Annotated in this window: 18 protein-coding genes; 11 read left to right on the top strand and 7 right to left on the bottom strand. The window is 43.5% G+C overall.

The window, feature by feature from the left end; genetic code table 11:
* Positions 1-155: 155 nt before the first annotated feature.
* The gene (locus VJL_RS10140; RefSeq protein WP_005442428.1) at positions 156-377 is read right to left on the bottom strand and encodes a hypothetical protein; all 222 of its coding nucleotides are present in this window, start codon (positions 375-377) and stop codon (positions 156-158) included.
* A 257-nt stretch (positions 378-634) separates the two neighbouring features.
* A complete protein-coding gene (locus tag VJL_RS10135; RefSeq protein WP_038877638.1) occupies positions 635-2,068 on the bottom strand; it encodes a glyceraldehyde-3-phosphate dehydrogenase in 1,434 nt (477 codons plus the stop codon).
* A gap of 631 nt (positions 2,069-2,699) precedes the next feature.
* On the opposite strand from VJL_RS10135, the gene VJL_RS10130 reads away from it, so the two are divergent.
* On the top strand, positions 2,700-5,336 hold the full coding sequence (locus VJL_RS10130; RefSeq protein WP_038877636.1) for a hybrid sensor histidine kinase/response regulator: 2,637 nt from the start codon (positions 2,700-2,702) through the stop codon (positions 5,334-5,336).
* 53 nt (positions 5,337-5,389) lie between these two features.
* A complete protein-coding gene (locus VJL_RS10125; protein ID WP_038877633.1) occupies positions 5,390-6,382 on the top strand; it encodes a Gfo/Idh/MocA family protein in 993 nt (330 codons plus the stop codon).
* Positions 6,383-6,473: 91 nt separating this feature from the next.
* Here the strand turns inward: VJL_RS10125 and VJL_RS10120 are convergent, their stop codons facing one another.
* Together VJL_RS10120 and VJL_RS10115 are read right to left on the bottom strand one after the other, a co-directional pair.
* Entirely contained in the window at positions 6,474-7,811 is a 1,338-nt protein-coding gene (locus tag VJL_RS10120) for an MATE family efflux transporter (protein ID WP_038877631.1), read from the bottom strand.
* A 123-nt stretch (positions 7,812-7,934) separates the two neighbouring features.
* Entirely contained in the window at positions 7,935-8,249 is a 315-nt protein-coding gene (locus VJL_RS10115; protein WP_005373603.1) for a DUF496 family protein, read from the bottom strand.
* A gap of 227 nt (positions 8,250-8,476) precedes the next feature.
* Here VJL_RS10115 and VJL_RS10110 point away from each other — a divergent pair, with 227 nt between their 5' ends.
* From VJL_RS10110 to luxQ, 5 genes are all read left to right on the top strand, one after another.
* A complete protein-coding gene (locus VJL_RS10110) occupies positions 8,477-8,692 on the top strand; it encodes a hypothetical protein (RefSeq protein WP_042604483.1) in 216 nt (71 codons plus the stop codon).
* Positions 8,693-8,785: 93 nt separating this feature from the next.
* Positions 8,786-9,439 carry a YceH family protein gene (locus VJL_RS10105; protein ID WP_038877628.1) on the top strand — a complete coding sequence of 218 codons (654 nt, stop codon included), beginning with the start codon at positions 8,786-8,788 and terminating at the stop codon, positions 9,437-9,439.
* On the top strand, positions 9,436-9,747 hold the full coding sequence (locus tag VJL_RS10100; protein ID WP_038877626.1) for a GIY-YIG nuclease family protein: 312 nt from the start codon (positions 9,436-9,438) through the stop codon (positions 9,745-9,747). Before VJL_RS10105 ends, VJL_RS10100 begins: the two co-directional genes overlap by 4 nt.
* A gap of 377 nt (positions 9,748-10,124) precedes the next feature.
* Positions 10,125-11,222 carry an autoinducer 2-binding periplasmic protein LuxP gene (locus tag VJL_RS10095; protein WP_038867368.1) on the top strand — a complete coding sequence of 366 codons (1,098 nt, stop codon included), beginning with the start codon at positions 10,125-10,127 and terminating at the stop codon, positions 11,220-11,222.
* The gene (luxQ, locus tag VJL_RS10090; RefSeq protein WP_038877624.1) at positions 11,222-13,798 is read left to right on the top strand and encodes a quorum-sensing autoinducer 2 sensor kinase/phosphatase LuxQ; all 2,577 of its coding nucleotides are present in this window, start codon (positions 11,222-11,224) and stop codon (positions 13,796-13,798) included. The genes VJL_RS10095 and luxQ overlap by 1 nt, the downstream gene beginning before the upstream one ends.
* Positions 13,799-13,856: 58 nt before the next feature.
* On the opposite strand, the gene VJL_RS10085 is transcribed toward luxQ, so the two are convergent.
* Together VJL_RS10085 and VJL_RS10080 are read right to left on the bottom strand one after the other, a co-directional pair.
* Positions 13,857-14,519, bottom strand: a complete 663-nt coding sequence (locus tag VJL_RS10085) for a flagellar brake protein (RefSeq protein WP_038877621.1) — start codon at positions 14,517-14,519, stop codon at positions 13,857-13,859.
* Positions 14,520-14,613: 94 nt separating this feature from the next.
* Positions 14,614-15,540, bottom strand: a complete 927-nt coding sequence (locus VJL_RS10080; RefSeq protein ID WP_038877807.1) for a DMT family transporter — start codon at positions 15,538-15,540, stop codon at positions 14,614-14,616.
* A 148-nt stretch (positions 15,541-15,688) separates the two neighbouring features.
* Between VJL_RS10080 and VJL_RS10075 the strand changes: the two genes are divergently transcribed.
* A complete protein-coding gene (locus tag VJL_RS10075) occupies positions 15,689-16,150 on the top strand; it encodes an Lrp/AsnC family transcriptional regulator (RefSeq protein WP_038867482.1) in 462 nt (153 codons plus the stop codon).
* Positions 16,151-16,192: 42 nt separating this feature from the next.
* Positions 16,193-16,801, top strand: a complete 609-nt coding sequence (locus VJL_RS10070; protein ID WP_038877618.1) for a class I SAM-dependent methyltransferase — start codon at positions 16,193-16,195, stop codon at positions 16,799-16,801.
* 478 nt (positions 16,802-17,279) lie between these two features.
* Here VJL_RS10070 and VJL_RS10065 read toward each other — a convergent pair whose 3' ends face one another.
* Positions 17,280-17,822, bottom strand: a complete 543-nt coding sequence (locus VJL_RS10065) for a hypothetical protein (protein WP_038867376.1) — start codon at positions 17,820-17,822, stop codon at positions 17,280-17,282.
* 82 nt (positions 17,823-17,904) lie between these two features.
* On the opposite strand from VJL_RS10065, the gene VJL_RS10060 reads away from it, so the two are divergent.
* Both VJL_RS10060 and VJL_RS10055 read left to right on the top strand, forming a co-directional pair.
* Entirely contained in the window at positions 17,905-18,573 is a 669-nt protein-coding gene (locus VJL_RS10060; RefSeq protein WP_038867378.1) for an SH3 domain-containing protein, read from the top strand.
* Positions 18,574-18,717: 144 nt separating this feature from the next.
* Positions 18,718-19,197 carry a hypothetical protein gene (locus tag VJL_RS10055; RefSeq protein ID WP_038877615.1) on the top strand — a complete coding sequence of 160 codons (480 nt, stop codon included), beginning with the start codon at positions 18,718-18,720 and terminating at the stop codon, positions 19,195-19,197.
* Positions 19,198-19,361: the final 164 nt, after the last annotated feature.

Here is a 19,361-nt window from a genome sequence, read left to right as displayed (position 1 = left end):
AGCTGAACGCATTGTTTAAAAAGCAGAAAGGCTACCGCGATGGTAGCCTTTCTTGTATATGGCAGACAAAAAAACATCCTAACTCTTAACGAGATAGGATGTCAGCAAAGAAGGTTGCTCAGGAACATAGGGGGAGTGTGGAACCTTCAGAAACGCTAGCGACGAACTTCTTCAAACTCGCCTTCAATCGCGTCGGATTTGCCCGTATTGAATTCATATTCTTCATGCATTTCTTGCTGCATTTGCTTCACGCGCTTTTCAATACGTTTACCAGTGATCAGGGCTGCGATGGTCAAAGGAATCGCCATGATTAGGCTAAATACCAAAGTAAAAAAGCCAGTAATCAGTGCTAGTGCAGTAACGATAATTCGATTCATAATCATGACCTCTCTTTCAATCTATGGGTTCATATTAGTGCTCTGAACATGAACGAAACATGAATATAGCGTTCAAGTTGGTTAATTAATGTCTGAGGAATGTCAAAGAGTCTTAAAAACGAAAAAACGCCTGAGGTCATCAGGCGTATAAACGGGGAAGAGCTATTAGTAATGCGCGGGGCGCTTATTATTAAAAACAAATGCTGCGGTGCTACTCGTTACCTATTGTGGTTAACGTTGTGGAGCAAGGTTTCACCTTATCGAGGGAATGTTTGGTAACGAACACCCATCATTTGTTCCATACAGTGCACAACTTGGCAGCTGTAACCGAATTCGTTGTCGTACCAGATGTACAATACACAACGCTTGTCTTGTGCGATGGTCGCTTGTCCGTCCACCACTCCTGCGTGACGAGATCCAACTAGGTCGCTTGATACGATTTCTGTCGAATCTGTGTAATCTATTTGAGCAGAAAGCTCTGAGTTTAACGCCATTTCACGCAGGTAGTCGTTCAGTGAATCACGGTCTACATCTTCACCTAAGTTTAGGTTTGCAACAGCCATTGATACATTTGGAGTAGGGACGCGAATCGAGTTTCCAGATAACTTACCAGCTAGTTCAGGCAGTGCTTTTGCGACGGCTTTCGCAGCACCTGTTGAAGTGAGAACCATGTTCAAAGAGGCACTGCGACCACGACGATCGCCAGAGTGGAAGTTGTCGATGAGGTTTTGGTCGTTGGTATAAGAGTGTACCGTTTCAATATGACCCGAAAGAACACCATACTTGTCATTTAACGCTTTAAGGACCGGTGTAATGGCGTTGGTTGTACAACTCGCCGCAGAGATGATGGTGTCATCTTCTTGAATCACAGATTCATTCACACCAAATACGACGTTCTTGATTTCACCTTTACCTGGCGCAGTAAGCAGCACCTTTTCTGCCCCGCTACATGCTAGGTGTTGGCTTAGTCCCTCTGCATCACGCCAAACACCGGTGTTATCAACAACAAGTGCATCGTTAATACCGTAAACCGAGTAGTCCACATCACTTGGGTTGTTTGCGTATATGATTTGAATGTAGTTGCCGTTGATGATGAGGGCTTTGCGGTCTTCATCGATAACGATGCTGCCATTGAATTGACCGTGTACAGAGTCACGGCGCAATAGGCTCGCACGTTTTTCAAGGTCGCCTTTTTTACCGCCACGAACCACAATCGCACGCAAACGAAGCGGGTAACCTGGGCCGCTCTTTTCAATCAAGAGGCGAGTCAATAGGCGACCAATGCGACCGAAACCATAAAGAACCACATCACGAGCCGCTAAAGAAGAATCAGCATCACGGGCACCGTGCAAAGCTGTGTGCAAGAAGTCGTTTAGGGCAGAGGTGTCTTCGTGATCTTTCCAGTACATACCAGCAAGCTGGCCAACATCAACACGGCAAGATGAGATGCTCATTTCGCACAACGCTTGAATGATCGGCATGGTTTGTTCAAGAGATAGAGGACTTCCAGTGTAACGTCTTGCAATGCGGTGAGTTTTGAGAATGTCGATGGTGGTGGCGTTGATAAGTGTCTTACCAAAAAGAACTACTTCAATTCCTTTTTGACGATATAGCTTACCAATAAGAGGGGAAATAGATTCAGCAATCGTTTGGCTTGTTTGCCAGTCTTGGAGATATTTCTCTGGACTCATTGTTGTTTCGGACCTTTCACGTTTTGGGGGCTGACCTTACTTTCAGCTGTTACCTCAACGGTAGAGCGTAAAGTGAGGGTGTTATGTAATTGGGTTGTAATAATTATGTGTGCGGATTGTACGGGCGGAGGTCTTATTCTGCTAGGAAAAATAAATCCAGCTTAAAGTGTGGCAAATCGTCTTTTGATTAGTTGATTAATGTGACTAAGGCAGGGTTTTATGGGGATTGACTTTTTACAAATATGAAACTTAATTCGTGATTATAAAGGATCATCTCAAATAGAAAGGTTGCAACAATGATAGTTACCATTTGGAATTTGTGATGTTTGTATTCTTTAACACGAAAATGGTAAACGTCTTATCAACTTTTTAATGACCGTCTAGGGTTCACCAATGGTCTATGTCGATTTAACCAAATCTGTTTAAAAATGATGCTGCAAAATTTTGCAAGCAGTCACACTTTTTGTTCGGTTAACCTTGGTGCAACAAAGGGCGCTAAGTGTTGTTTTTGCCTATTTGAGCAGATAAGCGAAGCAAAAGCGCCAATAAAACGCTTCGCATAAGTTCATATTCAATCTATGAAAGTAGTCTAGTATTAATTCGAGGGCCTTTTCTTAACTCGGGCGAACGGATGATAAAACTTTCTATAAAATTACGTTTAGCTCTACTCGCACTGTTACCTGCGGTGGTTATTTCTGTGTTCGCCGTTCACCAATTTTCTATTAACTCTCAACGAGTAGCCAGACTCAACCAAACCGTCAGTAATATTCAAGGCTTGAAGTTGATTTCTGAAGCATCCCACTTTGTGTATGAGATGGAGAAAGAACGTCATCAATATGGAGAAGAGCAACCTCTTCCGATCGAAGTCAAAGTTCAACGAGACAAAGCCCTCGCGATTTACGACAAGTTCATGCAAAACAGTCACACAGCGGAATATTCCAATGATTTAAAGCAAGCCATGCTAGATGTGATCTCCGGCGACATAAAGGACAGTGTGGATGCAGGAGATTGGTCATTTCGACTCTTACAGGAGATGTCTGAGGCATTGGTTCAGCATTACCATCTATTTGACAGTGACGAAGCGCATTGGATGCAAGACTTCATTGCTTACCTCGCACAGCTTTCTTATTGGACGCAAAAAGAGGCGTGGCTGACCTATCGCTTGGTGTTAGAGCCGGAGAGTAAGCCCAATCAAGGCATGTTTTTCCAATCAATTGAGCGGCAGCAGCAAAGTTTGGAAGGGTTCATAAAGCTGGGGGCTTCAAATGAGCAAGTTGAGAAACTACTGGGCCTGTACACATCGCCGCGCTATCTTTCTAGCATTGAAGCTCGTGGGCGTTTGATGGCAGGTGAGTTATCGCAATCGGATTATGTAACTTACCTTAGAGACCTTGACCACCGCGTACAACGCTTACAAGTAATGACGGCAGGGTTCACTCAACAAGTCGAGAGTGCATTGTTAGTACAAGTCAGTTCGCAAAAACAAAGCATCACGCTGATGACGTCGGGAGTCATGGTCATCATCGTCTTATTGTGTTGGCTGGGGTTTGGTACTTGGTATCGAGTGCACAGCAAACTGGACTCTATCATTCACTCTCTCAACACGCTCATCCATGAACACGTTAAAGGGGAGAAAGTGGCCGTTGATGGTAATGATGAGTTCACCATTTTCGCGCAGCAAGTCAATCGTATGATGGAAGAGCAAAACCGACAGACAGAAGAGATTCTAAAAACCAAAGAGTCAGCTATCTCGGCTAACAGAGCAAAGTCAGTTTTCCTTGCCAGCATGTCCCATGAAATACGAACCCCATTGAATGGCATTATTGGGATGACGGAGATTCTGTCCCAAAGTGACCTTTCAGTTCATCAGAAAGAAGTCTTAACCGATATCGATACTTCGTCTCATACGTTGCTGACTCTTCTAAACGACATTCTCGATTTATCGAAAATTGAATCTGGTCACTTACAGCTTTCCTTAATCGAGACTGACATTCGCGAGGTCGTTTATCAGTCAATGATTTTGTTTCAATCTAAAGCAACGTCCAAGCAACTGGAACTAAACATTAACCTGGATGAACGTATTCCTCCACGCATTATGGTCGACGATCACCGCATCAAACAGATCATCATGAACCTAGTCTCGAATGCGGTGAAGTTTACTCATGAAGGGCACATTTCTGTCGATGTTGATTACCAAGAATCGACGACGCAAAAGAGCGTTTTCTTAACGTTTAGAGTGACAGATACAGGGATAGGCATTGAGCGAGACAAACTGAATACCATCTTCGAACCTTTTACCCAAGAAGATGAAGGCATCTCGCGTCAGTTTGGTGGTACTGGATTAGGCTTAGCGATTTGTCGTCAATTGGTTGCCATGATGGGCGGCAAATTAACCGCGACATCATCGAAAGGGATAGGAACCCATTTCGAATTCTCAATCGAGGTAGAAGTGCTACCAATTGTTGGTTGGCGTTCAGAATTAATTCGAACGGGCATACTCATCACAGACCAATACCCTTACACCGACCAAATCGTTAAAGAATGCCGTTTAGCAGGAATACAACTTTCAGAGGTTAAGCGCATTGATGATTTGACCTTTTCTTCAAGAGAAGCCGAAGTCATTTTTTACTGCCATGATGGTAAAAGTACATTGGACTCGGCCATCGATGAACTAGAGAAATATGTCGATGTGAGTCGAATCATTGTTTGTCAGCATCATCTCGCTACGACCTATACCAACTCAGAGCGCATTCATGCGGTGTTGACTCAACCCTTCCTTGGTAATCGCTTCAGACATGCCATTGATGAGCTTGCTCAAGTCGAACAGAATAATAAAAGTTACGACGTCACGGCGTCAGCTGTCATTCATAACATTAACCAATCTCGAACTCATCGCCGGATATTGATTGCAGAAGACAATTTGATGAACCAAAAGATTGCCAGTTTCTTTCTTGATAAAGCGGGCTACGATTATTTAATTGCCAGTAATGGACAAGAAGCATTAGAAGCCATTACAAAAGGAGAGCAATTTGATGCGATTCTGATGGATTGCATGATGCCTGTGATGGATGGCTTAACCGCCACAAAAGAGATACGTCGTTGGGAAAAAGAAGTGGGCAGCGATAAGATCACCATTATCGCTTTGACCGCGAGCGTACTAGAGGAAGACATTCAGAACTGCTTTGCGGCGGGGATGGATGCATACTTACCGAAACCTTACAAATCGAACCAACTATTTGAGTTGTTTAATGAACTAAAGCTTGCTTAAATCGCTCTGATGGGCCCTATGGCTACCGAACGATAATGAAAAAAGGAAGTAACATGTTCAAACTTGCTGTTATTGGAACTAACTGGATCTCCCAACAATTTGTTGAAGCGGCCATTCAAAGTAAAGAATTTTGCCTACAAGCGGTGTATTCACGTGATATTGATAAGGCACGTTCGTTTGGTGAACCTTATAGCGCAGCGTCTTATTACGATAGTTTAGAATCCTTAAGTAAAGACTCAGATATCGATGCGGTCTACATTGCTAGCCCTAACTCTTTTCATGCGCCTCAAGCTATTCAAATGCTAAACGCTGGTAAGCATGTCATTTGTGAAAAGCCCATGGCGTCTAACTATCCTTTGACACAAGCCATGTTTAAGGCTGCAGAAGCAAATGGCGTGGTGCTGTTCGAGGCCTTCATGTCGCCATACACACCAAACTTCCAAGTGTTGAAAGACAGCTTACCGACGATTGCCCCTATTCGTCATGCAACGATTAGCTACTGCCAATACTCCTCTCGTTACCAGAAATACCTAAACGGTGAAAACCCAAATACCTTCAACCCAGAGTTCTCTAATGGCTCAATCATGGACATTGGTTATTACTGTGTTGGTTCTGCGATTGAACTGTTTGGTGAGCCGAATAGTGTTCAAGCAAGTGCTCACATCTTATCATCAGGCGTAGATGGTTGTGGCAGCGTAACACTGGCGTACGATGGCTTTAATGTGAACCAATTACACTCTAAGGTGAGTGATTCACTCATTCCAAGTGAATTTCAAGGTGAGCGGGGTAGTGTGATTGTCGATATGATTGCGACAGGTCGTGGTGTTGAACGCATTCCGCGCGGTGAAGATAAAGAAGCCCTAACGCTGCCGCAAGAAGAGAACCACATGTTCTATGAAGCTCAAGCCTTTGCTAAACAACTTAAACTGGGTGTGATGGATGATCAAATGAAGCAGCGTTCATTGACCGTTGCAAAAGTACTGACCGAAGTAAGAAGGCAAACTGGCGTGGTTTTCCCTGCTGATAAGATGTCTTTACTTAGTTGAGGTTAGTTCGTTCAACTTCTCGTTTTTAAAACAACAAAGCCCTCGCCGTTGAAGTGAGGGCTTTGTTTTTCGGCGTTACTCGAAAGCGTCGTTACATTGAGACTTGTTGAGCTGAGAGCTTATTAATGGTTTTTTGGTACGTAATATAAGCCGCGATTCCAGCCATAAGGTTACCAATACAAGCGCCAATCAGTAGACCTTGAATGCCTCCCACCTGAGCCCCTACCCATAGACACGGTAGGAAGAACAAAAACAGGCGCAGGGCTGAGATGGTTAGTGCGGTATAAGATTTCCCCAGTGCGTTACAAATCGACACCATCAACATGCACACCCCAAGTGAACCTAAACTGATTGGGACAATCATCAAGTGCATGTGCAAGACTTGTTCTACTTGAGTATCACTTGTCATAAGTAAGGCGAGTGGGTTAGCTGCGGCAAAGGTTACTAGCGCAATCAACAACTGGAAACCAAGGATGAACTTAACGGCAATAGACACCAATGCGCGAATGTCGGTGTAGTTTTTCGCACCTAATAAGCGTCCGACCATCGGCGGCATTGACATGGTTAACGCCAATACCGATACAATCGCAAAAAATTCATAGCGCGAGCCCAAAGCCCAAGATGCAACTGCCGCCGTACCAAAGCCTGCAAGTAGCTTGGTCGCTAACATAGATGATAGAGGTGGTAGAAGCTGGCTGATCATCGCTGGGCCCATGATATTACCGATGGACGTGATGCTCTTAACCACATTCAAATCCTGCCACTGGAAGGTTGCCCAATGGTTTTTTTGAACACGAGGAGCGACGACCAATATACCGAAACCAAAGGCGATGACGGTGGCAATTGCTGCGCCGTTAATCCCCAAACCAAACGTGAAGATAAACAACGGATCGAGCACTAAGTTCACGCCGCTGGTGACCATCATCATGGTGCCAGGTAGCATGGTGTTGCCATTTGCGCGGCAGATACTGTAGTAGAAATACAGCACCGCACCTACCCAAGAACTCAACAGCCACCAAGGCCAGTAACTGTCGATAATTGGCATTACGGTATCAGGTGCGCTCAACAGTGAGAGAATAGGGTAGCGCAACAACCAAATGAGCAAGCCGAATACTGCTACGCCCACCGATCCGATCATTAAAACCAGACCGCCTAATTGCTTTGCATAGCGGGTATCGTTTGCGCCTAATGCTTTTGAAATTACAGCGGTTGTTGCAATGCCAAGGCCGACTTGAATACCGATAACCACCATTTGAAGTGGTAGAGTAAAGCCCTGTGCAGCGAGAGGCAGCACACCTAGTTGGCCTATGAAGGCGCTGTCGACTAGCTGAAAGCTCATCAACGACAACACACCAAAGAGCATTGGCCATGTCATCGTAAACAGTTGTTTTGCTAGCGTCGGTTGTGCGGTAGAAGAAGTTAAAGGCATAGGAACGTTGAATGTTTTTGGAACTGAAGTTGATTTTATTGTACACAGTGTACAACAAAGAGACAAAAAGAAACCCCGAGCAAGTTATCCCTGCTCGGGGTTGAATTCTGAAACTAATTCGACTTATTTTTTGCCGCTAGTTTGCTTGTCTTCTTCAGTCAGTTCGCGGATACGACGGCTGATGTCACGACGTGCTTTAGAGATTTCTGCACTCTTGATGATGTGATCGTCAACGCGGTCTTCGTAATCAGCTTTCATGTTTTTGATGATCGCTACGATTTCGTCGTGAGTCATTTCAGGTTTGATGTAGTCTAGTAGGTTCTCTAGAAGGTCTACACGCTTACGGTTATCACGAACTTTTTTCTCGTTATCAAGCAGCTCACGTTTTAGTTTGTTTTTACGACGAGCTTGGTTCACGATTTCAAATACGCTACTCATGGTTCCCTTTCCTAATTTGTGAATATCTGACTCGATTAAAGCACAACATCTCGTGGCATAACAGTCTTTAGATCAAACGTGGCGTAGGGTTGAACATTTATCCACCAATTCTGATGTGTTGTTAACACTCGTTACTGAAAAGCTTGGATTATCGTTCACTGAAATGCACCGACTCGTTGTCATAGGAGTTTTGACGCTATATTATCAGCTTTATTAAAGACAATATGATGAAGCTCGAAATGAACTCTGGTAATACTGCGGAGCAAGTCGAAAGCCAAGAAATGGAATCAACCACCGACTCATTGGCAGATAAACTTAAAGCGGCTTACGTTACAGCAAGAACACAACTCGAAATCACAGAAGTCGAACTCAACCGTTCGAAGATAATGATGGTTGATGAGAATGGAAAGATGACCAAAGTGTCGATCTTATCAGAGCATTAAGACCTACCCCGAATCGCAAAGGGTGTCAGGTCCATACGCTATGCTTTAGCCTGATACCCAAATTCAAATGCAAAAATAATAAGGAAATGCATTATGAAAGTTGAGCTAACGGCAATTGAAGCACGAGTAATTGGTTGCTTGATCGAAAAAGAAGTGACTACCCCCGACCAATACCCTCTCAGCCTTAACGCGCTAACGAATGCGTGCAATCAAAAAAGTAACCGCGAGCCGGTTATGTCTTTATCTGAAGCTGACGTTTTAGATGCAGTGGATGCGCTCATTGAGCGTCGACTTGTAAGTGATGAAAGCAGTTTTAACAGTCGAGTGAGTAAGTATCAGCATCGATTCTGTAATACAGAGTTCGGCGATTTACAGCTTAGCGTACAAGAGAAAGGCATCGTGTGTTGCATGCTGTTACGTGGTGCTCAAACGCCGGGTGAGATCCGTACGCGAACAAACCGTCTTGCTACTTTCAATGATGTTAAAGAAGTTGAAAACGCACTTGAGCTTTTAGCTGGTGAAGAAAGAGGCCCGCTTGTTGTAAAACTTCCTCGTGAGGCAGGTAAACGTGAGTCTCGTTACATGCACCTATTCTGTGGTGAAGTTGACATGAGCGAACTGGCCGTAGCGTTATCTGCTCCTTCTTCTGCCGGTGCCGAGCGCATTGCTCAGCTAGAACAAGAAGTAGTGCAACTTCGTGAAGAATTAGAAGCACTAAAAGAACAGGTCGCGTCGCTGCTTTCATGAGTGACATTGCCGAGCAAAGCTGGAGTGTGTATCTGATCCGAAACAACCGCGATGCACTGTATTGTGGTGTGACGAATGATGTACAGCGACGCTTTAAACAGCATCAAACGGGAAAAGGTGCGAAAGCACTGAAAGGGAAGGGGCCACTGACTTTGGAGTGGTCATCTTGTTTTGAAAGTAAAAGTGTTGCGATGAAAGCGGAATATTTCATCAAACAACTGACCAAAACAAAGAAAGAGCAATTGGTAGAAGAAGTCGCGAAGATCAACGTCGATGACAATCAAACGCTTTCTTTTCAAATGCGGTAAGTCAAACGTGCACGGAAAAATAAGAGCAAAAATAACGCCATTCAAACGCGATGTTGAATGAGCCAGAAAATGCAAAACTGTGCTGCTAATCCAAGGTTTGATACCTCAAGCAAACACTTCTTTTTCAAAAAGACAAACCGCCTTCAAATGGCGGTTTATTTTTGACGGGGGTGGGTATCATTTCCGTCGGTAGTAACACATAATACGGTAATGCCCCGCAAGGCTTAATAGAAACATTTATAGAGACCCAAGCATCTGAAGTTACTTGGGTATACAAGCGGGCTTTTATGGATATGTGCAAATAGGGTAAAGGATGACTCGGCTAGGTAATAAAATAGAGCAGCGACATGCTCCATAAAAAACTATAAGAGCAACACATGAAAAAAGCGGTACTACTTTCTCTGATTTCTATGATCGGTTTTTCACCGATTTCACATGCGACACAAGTGCTTAATGGCTATTGGGCATACCAAGATTTTCTTGATGAGTTTCCTGAGCAAAGAAAGCTGACCAATGCCTTAGCAGAAGCCGTTCGCGAACGTCCTGTGCCATTCTCTAAAACCAGAACACGTCCACTTAAAATATCCGTCGTATATCCGGGTCAACAAGTGTCAGATTACTGGGTACGAAACATTGCTGCTTTTGAAAAGCGTTTAGATAAGTTGAATATTAACTATCAAATTAACCAAGTGTTTACGCGTCCGAATGCCGATATAAAGCAACAGAGTTTGTCTTTAATGGAAGCATTAAAAAGTAAATCTGATTACTTAATCTTCACTCTGGATACCACCAGACATCGTAAATTTGTTGAACATGTATTGGATTCAACAAATACCAAGCTGATTTTACAAAATATCACTACGCCAGTACGAGAGTGGGACAAACATCAGCCGTTTTTATATGTTGGGTTTGACCATGCAGAAGGCAGTCGAGAATTAGCAACGGAATTCGGAAAGTACTTCCCAAAACACACTTATTACAGCGTGCTTTATTTTTCTGAGGGTTACATTAGTGACGTAAGAGGTGATACTTTTATTCACCAAGTTAACCGTGATAATAACTTTGAGCTACAATCAGCCTACTATACAAAAGCAACAAAGCAGTCTGGTTATGATGCTGCGAAAGCGAGTTTAGCCAAATACCCAGATGTTGATTTTATTTATGCTTGCTCTACTGATGTGGCGTTGGGTGCGGTTGATGCACTTTCTGAATTGGGAAGAGAAGACATTATGATTAACGGATGGGGTGGGGGCTCTGCCGAGTTAGACGCCATCCAAAAAGGCGATCTCGACATTACTGTCATGCGTATGAATGACGACACCGGGATTGCGATGGCAGAAGCCATTAAGTGGGACTTGGAAGGAAAGCCGGTACCTACCGTGTATTCCGGTGATTTTGAAATTGTCACGAAAGCGGATTCACCGGAAAGAATCGAAGCGCTTAAGAAGCGTGCATTTAGATACTCAGATAATTGATGACAATACGTTCAAACGCCAAAAAGCGTCGCTCTCTTGCGACGCTCATTACAAAGATCATCATTCTTGTTCTCGCCCCGATCATTCTCGGGATTTTTATTCAGAGCTATTACTTCTCTAAACAGATCATTTGGCAAGAAGTAGACAGGACCAAGCAACAAACTTCTGCTCTGATACACAACATTTTCGATAGCCATTTCGCGGCGATTCAAATCCATCACGATAGCAATACAAAAAGTGAAGTGATTCGTAATTTTTACGTTGACAGAAATACAGATGCGTTGAATTACTTCTTCCTCAGTATTGACCAAAGCGATCCTGCTCATACACCAGAATTTCGTTTTCTGACTGACCATAAAGGCATCATTTGGGATGATGGCAACGCACACTTTTATGGCGTGAACGATCTTATCCTTGATAGTCTCGCCAATCGCGTCACGTTCAGTAATAACTGGTATTACGTTAATGTGATGACCTCGATTGGTTCTCGACATATGTTGCTTCGCCGTGTACCTGTAATAGCCCCGCCGACCGGAGAGGTTTTGGGTTTCTCCTTTAATGTTGTTGTGTTAGATAACAATTTCGCACTAATGGAAAAACTCAAAAGCGAGAGTAACGTGGATAATGTCGTAATGGTTGCCAACAATGTCCCGCTAGCAAACTCTCTCATAGGAGATGAAGCATACAGTGTTGCAGACGTATTGCAGCGTAAAGGATCACAAAAGAAACTCGATAAGCTGCTCGTCATAGAAACTCCGATTGAAGTTAATGCGGTGACGACAGAATTGTGTTTGCTCACGGCGCAAGATAATCACAGTGTCGTGACGCTGCAAATCCAGCACCTTTTAGCCATGCTGGCTTCGATTGTTGGCATGATTATGATTGCGTTGCTGACCAAGGAATGGATTGAGAGTAAAGTCTCGGCTCAACTGGAATCATTGATGTCTTACACGCGTTCCGCGCGTGAGGAAAAAGGGTTTGAACGATTTAACGGTTCAAATATTGAAGAGTTTGATCATATAGGATCAACGCTGGAAAGCACCTTTGAAGAGCTAGAAGCGCAGAAGAAGTCTTTCCGAGATCTGTTTAATTTTGCGTTATCGCCAATCATGGTTTGGTCGGAAGAAAGTATCTTGATTCAGATGAACCCAGCAGCACGCAAAGAGTTGGTGATAGATGACGATCATGAAACCATGCATCCGGTCTTCCAAGGTTTCAAAGAGAAACTGACCCCACACCTGAAAATGGCTGCTCAAGGAGCGACATTGACAGGGGTTAACGTACCTATTGGCAACAAGATATACCGTTGGAATTTATCGCCAATTCGAGTTGATGGTGACATCAGCGGTATTATCGTTCAGGGTCAAGATATCACGACCCTCATCGAAGCCGAAAAGCAGAGTAACATTGCACGGCGTGAGGCAGAAAAGTCCGCGCAAGCTCGTGCTGATTTTCTCGCAAAGATGAGCCATGAAATTCGAACGCCGATTAACGGTATTTTGGGTGTCGCACAGTTATTAAAAGACACGGTGGAAACCGAAGAACAGAAGAATCAAATCGATGTGCTTTGCCATAGTGGTGAGCATTTATTGGCAGTTTTGAATGATATCTTAGACTTTTCCAAGATTGAGCAAGGTAAGTTCAATATTCAAAAGCACCCGTTTTCGTTTAATGACACCATTCGCACGCTAGACAACATCTATCGTCCAATTTGTAATAACAAGAGCGTTGAACTCATCATTGAGAACAAGCTCGATCAAGATGTCGAAATCTTTACTGATCAAGTTCGACTCAATCAGATTTTGTTTAACTTAGTCAGTAATGCGGTGAAGTTCACGCCATCCGGAAGTGTTCATCTAAAAGCAGAGTTAGAGCAATTTTATGGCGCAGAGAACAGTGTCTTGGTTGTTGAGATCATCGATACAGGGATTGGTATTGAATCGGATAAGCTTGACCAAATGTTCGAACCTTTCGTGCAAGAAGAGGCAACAACCACTCGTGAATACGGCGGTAGTGGCCTAGGTTTGACCATCGTGAAGAACCTTGTCGACATGCTAGAAGGTGACGTTCAAGTTCGTAGTAGTAAAGGACATGGCACCACATTTGTCGTCACGCTACCTGTGAAAGACCGAGCGCGTGTACTTCGTCCTTTGGATGCCAGTCAGCGTGTGAAACCAGAAGCCTTGTTCGATGAAAGCTTAAAAGTCTTGCTGGTGGAAGACAATCATACCAATGCCTTTATCCTTCAAGCATTTTGTAAGAAATACAAAATGCAGGTGGATTGGTCGAAAGACGGTTTAGAGGCAATGGAATATCTGTCTGACAATAATTACGATCTGATATTGATGGATAATCAACTGCCGCACCTTGGTGGTATCGAAACGACGCACGAGATACGCCAGAATTTACGGCTGGGCACGCCTATTTACGCTTGTACTGCAGATACTGCAAAAGAAACCAGTGATGCATTTATGGCAGCAGGGGCGAACTATGTGCTGCTCAAACCGATCAAAGAGAACGCATTGCACGAGGCATTTGTCGATTTCAAGCAGCGATTCTTAGTAGAAAGAACGTAATTAAAAACCGAAACAGAGGGGCGTAGTGGCCCCTCTTATCGTTGACACTATTGATTCGTTATATTGTCGCTGCAGAAAAGGATTGTTCAAGCAACTCTGTTTTGAGTTCTTCCGTCATATTCAAAGGCTCCGCAAATTGCACTCCAATAATCCAACCCTTGGCAAGTTTCTTAATGTTTGCAACGGAGCAGCGATTGTCATCATCAATATAACCACTTAGAGGTGAGTCTATCGTGATCCTATCACCTACTAAGAACTCTGGTTCTATCATGGTTGAGATCCCACAACCGGATAACGAGAAATCAATCAAGCAGCCTTCGTATTTATTGTTCATATGGTCGATAGCGCAACCCAGCTGTAGCTTGTAGCGTTCATGTTCTCGCACGGGCTTGGTCGCGAATGTGGCGGGAATACGAATAAACAACAACGGAGATGGACGTAGAATATTCATCAGAACGCTGGTTTTAAAAGCAATCACGTGTCCCAAATCCGTATCTGAAACGCCTCGGATGACCACATCGACATTATTGAGCTTACGGAGTGCTTGTTCTTCCAGTAGCCGTGTCGGAATATCGAGAATGATATAAGCGTTTTCTTTCAATCCAATATAAGTCGCAGCGTAACTGTATTTTTCTTCCGAGCTGAACTCGAAGTTAACCCAGAGGCGCATTCCTGTTTTTAAAAATCGATGTAATTCGTCTTTGCTGTGAGTTGAAGGCATAACATCTGACGTTGTAATTTATTATGCCCAACAGGTTATCAAAACGCCGTTTTGGCTTTCAATAGTCGGAGACAAAAGTCGTGCATTTTTATTCTTATCTGTGAACGGGGGGCTGATATTTTTGTCCAGGGTCTTGTTTCATTAAAACATTGCTTGCCACGATGCTGCCACACGTAACCAAAAAGAGTGCGCACCAAGTTAAGATATCTGGTCTTTCATTGAAAACCGGTATCGCCAGCAAGGTCGCGAGCACCGGGGTTAAGGAACCAAAGGCTGCACTCGCTTCTGCCCCAATGTTTTTTACGGCATAGAGGAAGGTGAAAGAGGCAACTAACCCAGCGCCAACACCTTGCAGTAAGATATGTCCAAAGAGTTCACTCCATGGCCATTTGTTTAAGGGAGTGATGGCGAGGTAACTGTCTGTCCAACCAAAACCGATGGCAACGATAAGCATCGCAAACGAGATGATCGATACAAACCCAGCGCAAACCTGTGCACTCAAATTTGCTACACGAGCACTGATAGTAAACGTGGCCCACATCAAACTACCCAGCAAAAACAAAAAATGCCCTTTAAGTTGGGGCCAATTGTATTCACTTCCCAAGTTGGACAATAAAAAAACAGCTATACCAAACAACACCGCCGAGAGACCAATAATTCGATGCCGGCTGAGTGGTTGTTGAAAGCAAATTACCGCGATAGCAGATACAAATAAAGGCAAGGTTCCAGGGACGAGAGCACTGCCATGCGCGACAGGGGCAAACTGCATTGCAGTGCCAACAATCAACAAGTAAGGCAAGCCACTGCCAAGAAGGAGACCGAGGAGGTATCTGTTGGGGACCGCGCGCACGTGATCCATCGATTTGATGACAAATGGAAATAAGACTAAGGCCGGGATGAGAAATCGGGTGAGAGCAATGTCTGCTGGCTCAAGATTAGAAATCGCCCCGCCTTTGAGGGACAGAAAAAAACCAGCCCAAAGAAAAAGGGTGGTGAGCATCGCGGCGTATCCTAAAGCCATCATGTGTCCAATACTTTGTGAATAATGTGTTAATTATCGGATGAAAGTGACGATTAATGGTGGCAAAATATAGCGCTATATTGCTTAATATTGATGGTTTTAATCTCAATGAAAGCTTTTGTTGGTGAAATTTGGCATGGATGATGAAATGGATAAAATAGATCGCCAATTACTTCATTTGATTCAACAAGACGCGACGATGACGACGAGTGAGCTTGCAGATAAAGTCGGACTCTCTGCCTCACCTTGTGCAAGAAGGATCAAACGGCTAGAGCAGGAAGGGGTCATTAGCGGTTATAGGGCAATGATTTCACGTGATAAAGCAGGCATCGCGATGACGGTGTTTGTTGAGGTCAGTTTGAATAATCACCAAGCAACCTCTATTGATGACTTTGAACAGGCCATCGGTGATATGGAAGAGGTCATCTCTTGTCATGTTGTTTCTGGGGCATACGACTATCTGCTCGAAGTAGTAAGCAAAGATCTGATGGGTTATGAGTCGTTTACTCGAAAATTACAGCGATTGGAAAATGTAAAAGACATCCACACGCACTTAGCCATTCGACAAGTGAAGGGTAATGGTAATCTTCCTATTTATACTCAGACTTAAGTTGATGCTAAATCATAAAGTGGTTTCGAAAGGTAAGTAAACATGAAGTGGTTAGATAGGCTGCGTATCGCTCATTATCACCGTAAACGATATAAGCAATTTGGTGACGACAAGGCAAAAACATTAGGTTGGCAGGACAAGTTTAGCCAAGTAAGTCGCTTTGAAGTCTTGTGTCATGATTTGCCGCTTGATGGTGTGAGCCTTGTAGATATCGGATGTGGTTATGCTGATTTACTTGAATATTTAGAGCAAAAAGATATCTGCTTATCTGGCTATATCGGAATTGACCAGCAGAAGCAGTTCATTTCTGTGGCTAGGCAAAGAGCCTTTAAAACACACGCGGATTACATACGAGGAGACTTTTCCAAACTTGTGCTGCCGAGTGCGGACTATGTCTTGGCTTCTGGCTCTTTGAATTATCAATCAGCTAATCCAAATCATACTGTCGAGATGATTGAGAAGATGTATCGGGCGGCGAAGATAGCCTGTGCGTTTAACTTATTGGATGAGGCAAAGTTACCGAGTATGAAGATGCTTGAATCGCACAACAAAGAGGGAATACTGCGTTATTGCCGACTGTTATGTAAGGACAGTTATTTGGTTGAAGGGTATTCCGAGCACGATTTCACTATTGTGATGCCAAAACATTAAATCGCCTTTCGTTTAGCGAGCAATAAAAAACGGAGTCAGTTGCCTGACTCCGCTTGGTGATTCTTTTAAGCCTTATTGGTATTTGTATTTTGAGATCTCACAGTTACCTGTGTGTCTATCAACCTTAAATGAGAACGCGGCTGAATGGTATTCCCTCCCATCGCTCCAAATTGTCTCTCCGAAGATTTTACAAAGGTCCAAGTCACTGATTGAACCGAACTGTTTAACGTGCCTAACTACTGACAAAAACTTGGCTTTGGTAGCATTAGGACAATCCCTGTTACTTAATCGATTGATAACCATTTTTGTAGCATCATCTCCAGCCAAATGTGACTTTATATTAAATTTTGTTAATGGGTAAATTACCCAAAAACTGGTCGTAAGTAAAGCGTTATTGTGACAGATGTCTCTATAAATTGACCTGTTTGATTATTAATTGCTCAATTTGAAAGGGGGAACAATCCCAATATGAACAGAATCATTCAGAGCTGTTTCGTGCATAATTAATAGCGTCGATTTCCATGCCATATTGATTGGCAAGTGTGAGGTACTTTCCTGCCAAAATTCGGAAGTCATTTTGCATTTCTAATGTATTGGTCAGATACCAGTTCGCCGTGATCTCGTTCGACTTAGCGCCTTCCTTCTGGCAATAAAAGACAATGCGTTTCCAATTTTCAGCGATGGTTTGAGAGCGATGCATCAGGGCGTTTATAGCGCGTGACATTTCGATGAAATCCTCTCGTTGTTCCTCTGACTCCAACAATTGCTTTTTCAAGCGGTTTTTATTGGAAGGCGTACGCCAAAGTTTGCTTAACTCATCCGTTGAAAATGTTTGTGAGTACATCTGACTATCGTTGTATTCTTTTAGGCTCTCATTAAACAAGCGAGCATGTTCATTGTAATTGGACTCTAAACGACTGAATTGGGTAAGATTGTCATTCCACGAAGCGTGGTCACATTGAATATTGGCGAATGCTGGAAGTGGAACTAGGAGCAATATCCATTTGAGCTTGTTCATCATTGTTGTCACGTAAGTTATGCATCTGCTATCAGTATAGATGCTGTATGGGCGCCGTTGATACAAAGAAGAAAAGGAATAGGACATGAAGAAAGCACTGATTGCACTGGTCATTTTATTGCTGCTTGGAGGCGCTGGGGCAGGGTACTACTTCTTCTTTATGCAAAAAGACGAGCCTGTCGCTGAAGCGCCGTTTAAGCCTGAAAAAGAGGTGGGTCCAAAAGAGGAACCAAAACCTATCATGGATTTAGAAGTGCCTGCTCCAGAGGTCACCGAATACTATGTCACAGAACGCCGCATCAACGTGTATAACAAACCCGATAACCAATCATTGATTGTTGATGCCCTATATAAGGGTGAGAAAGTATCGGTGCTGGAGAAAGCTGATGGTTGGTTTCGCCTCTCGGATTACATTGTTTATGAAGAGGGCGGGGAAGAAACGGCAGAATGGGTCGATGCGAAAGGGCTATCGGATTCACAACCGGTGATTAAAGAACAAGAGCGCTTGGAAATATTGGACAACTACTTACAAAAGTCCGATGATTTGAAAGTACACTTAGATATATTCCGTAATAAAACGCAGCAATTGCTTGATGACGAAACGTGTGCGCCTAGTGACTTCGAAGAGCTTGGTGGATGGGTTCGCTCTGTGACGTATAAAAAGCGCAATGTGTATTTCATATATTGCGGCGGGCTAGAACAAGAAAACAAAATCTATTTAGATGTCGATAAAGGTGAAATATTTTATCGATGAATGTCTGTTGAACGCTGGTGGATGTTGTTTTCCAAGGTTGGAAACAGAGATTTATAACTTTTTAGTTGTTAACTATAAGCAATAGGAATACTATCTGCGAGCTGAGTTGAAGAACTCGGCTCGTTTTGTTTTAAGTGAGCTATCATGCCTTGGATTTACGTTAGAAAACTGTTTTTGCTGCTACTTGCAATGGTGCTATCGCCAATGCAAGCGTCTGCTGCGCAGTTAGAACATAAATCGCACTTACCTCACTTCTCTAAGTTACAACCTTTTACGGTTGCTAACTCCGCAACGAACTCTCCGGTTGATATCTCCGAGCTGACAGAAGAGTCTACTCAGTCTCCTGTTTCAGAGGGGCATGCCAGCCAAGATTCATTCGCTATTTTTAACTCTCAGCGTTGGACATCGCACCTACGTGAGAATATCGACGACGAACATGTTGATTTCGTTGGCGATCTAACCAGTCCTTTTTACGCCGATGCTGGCTATGCGTATAGCCTAATGGACATCAGTTGGCGTCAAAACCAATCTACCTTTCACCATTTTGTTAGTGACCATCGTATTGCTGGTTGGAAAGACACCAATGCCATGTACGTCGCTCTCAATAGTCAGTTTTCAGCTTAAACACCATCACTCTGCACATCTTGTGCATTCTTAACACGACAACATTTTTACAGGGCGAGTGATCGTTCTGCGCATTCCATACCTGCTTTTAGTTGGGTAATCGTTTTGTCGTGTCTTGAATTTAACTATTTGAATATTCACTGCTTAGTGAATGGATGATGTTT

The organism is Vibrio jasicida CAIM 1864 = LMG 25398, from assembly GCF_000400365.1.
In the GTDB taxonomy this organism is placed as follows: domain Bacteria; phylum Pseudomonadota; class Gammaproteobacteria; order Enterobacterales; family Vibrionaceae; genus Vibrio; species Vibrio jasicida.
Note: the sequence above shows the minus strand (reverse complement) of the source record. Positions and strands in the feature narration are given on the sequence as shown.

Excerpts from the sequence above, each read along its gene's own strand:
- VJL_RS10130 (WP_038877636.1), top strand. The coding sequence starts at position 2,700 with ATGATAAAACTTTCTATAAAATTACGTTTAGCTCTACTCGCACTGTTA.
- VJL_RS10075 (WP_038867482.1), top strand. The coding sequence starts at position 15,689 with ATGGATAAAATAGATCGCCAATTACTTCATTTGATTCAACAAGACGCG.
- VJL_RS10095 (WP_038867368.1), top strand. The coding sequence starts at position 10,125 with ATGAAAAAAGCGGTACTACTTTCTCTGATTTCTATGATCGGTTTTTCA.
- VJL_RS10135 (WP_038877638.1), bottom strand. The coding sequence starts at position 2,068 with ATGAGTCCAGAGAAATATCTCCAAGACTGGCAAACAAGCCAAACGATT.
- VJL_RS10105 (WP_038877628.1), top strand. The coding sequence starts at position 8,786 with ATGAAAGTTGAGCTAACGGCAATTGAAGCACGAGTAATTGGTTGCTTG.
- VJL_RS10100 (WP_038877626.1), top strand. The coding sequence starts at position 9,436 with ATGAGTGACATTGCCGAGCAAAGCTGGAGTGTGTATCTGATCCGAAAC.
- VJL_RS10055 (WP_038877615.1), top strand. The coding sequence starts at position 18,718 with ATGCCTTGGATTTACGTTAGAAAACTGTTTTTGCTGCTACTTGCAATG.
- VJL_RS10085 (WP_038877621.1), bottom strand. The coding sequence starts at position 14,519 with ATGCCTTCAACTCACAGCAAAGACGAATTACATCGATTTTTAAAAACA.
- VJL_RS10125 (WP_038877633.1), top strand. The coding sequence starts at position 5,390 with ATGTTCAAACTTGCTGTTATTGGAACTAACTGGATCTCCCAACAATTT.
- luxQ (WP_038877624.1), top strand. The coding sequence starts at position 11,222 with ATGACAATACGTTCAAACGCCAAAAAGCGTCGCTCTCTTGCGACGCTC.
- VJL_RS10110 (WP_042604483.1), top strand. The coding sequence starts at position 8,477 with ATGAAGCTCGAAATGAACTCTGGTAATACTGCGGAGCAAGTCGAAAGC.
- VJL_RS10070 (WP_038877618.1), top strand. The coding sequence starts at position 16,193 with ATGAAGTGGTTAGATAGGCTGCGTATCGCTCATTATCACCGTAAACGA.
- VJL_RS10080 (WP_038877807.1), bottom strand. The coding sequence starts at position 15,540 with ATGGCTTTAGGATACGCCGCGATGCTCACCACCCTTTTTCTTTGGGCT.
- VJL_RS10120 (WP_038877631.1), bottom strand. The coding sequence starts at position 7,811 with ATGCCTTTAACTTCTTCTACCGCACAACCGACGCTAGCAAAACAACTG.
- VJL_RS10060 (WP_038867378.1), top strand. The coding sequence starts at position 17,905 with ATGAAGAAAGCACTGATTGCACTGGTCATTTTATTGCTGCTTGGAGGC.
- VJL_RS10140 (WP_005442428.1), bottom strand. The coding sequence starts at position 377 with ATGAATCGAATTATCGTTACTGCACTAGCACTGATTACTGGCTTTTTT.
- VJL_RS10065 (WP_038867376.1), bottom strand. The coding sequence starts at position 17,822 with ATGATGAACAAGCTCAAATGGATATTGCTCCTAGTTCCACTTCCAGCA.
- VJL_RS10115 (WP_005373603.1), bottom strand. The coding sequence starts at position 8,249 with ATGAGTAGCGTATTTGAAATCGTGAACCAAGCTCGTCGTAAAAACAAA.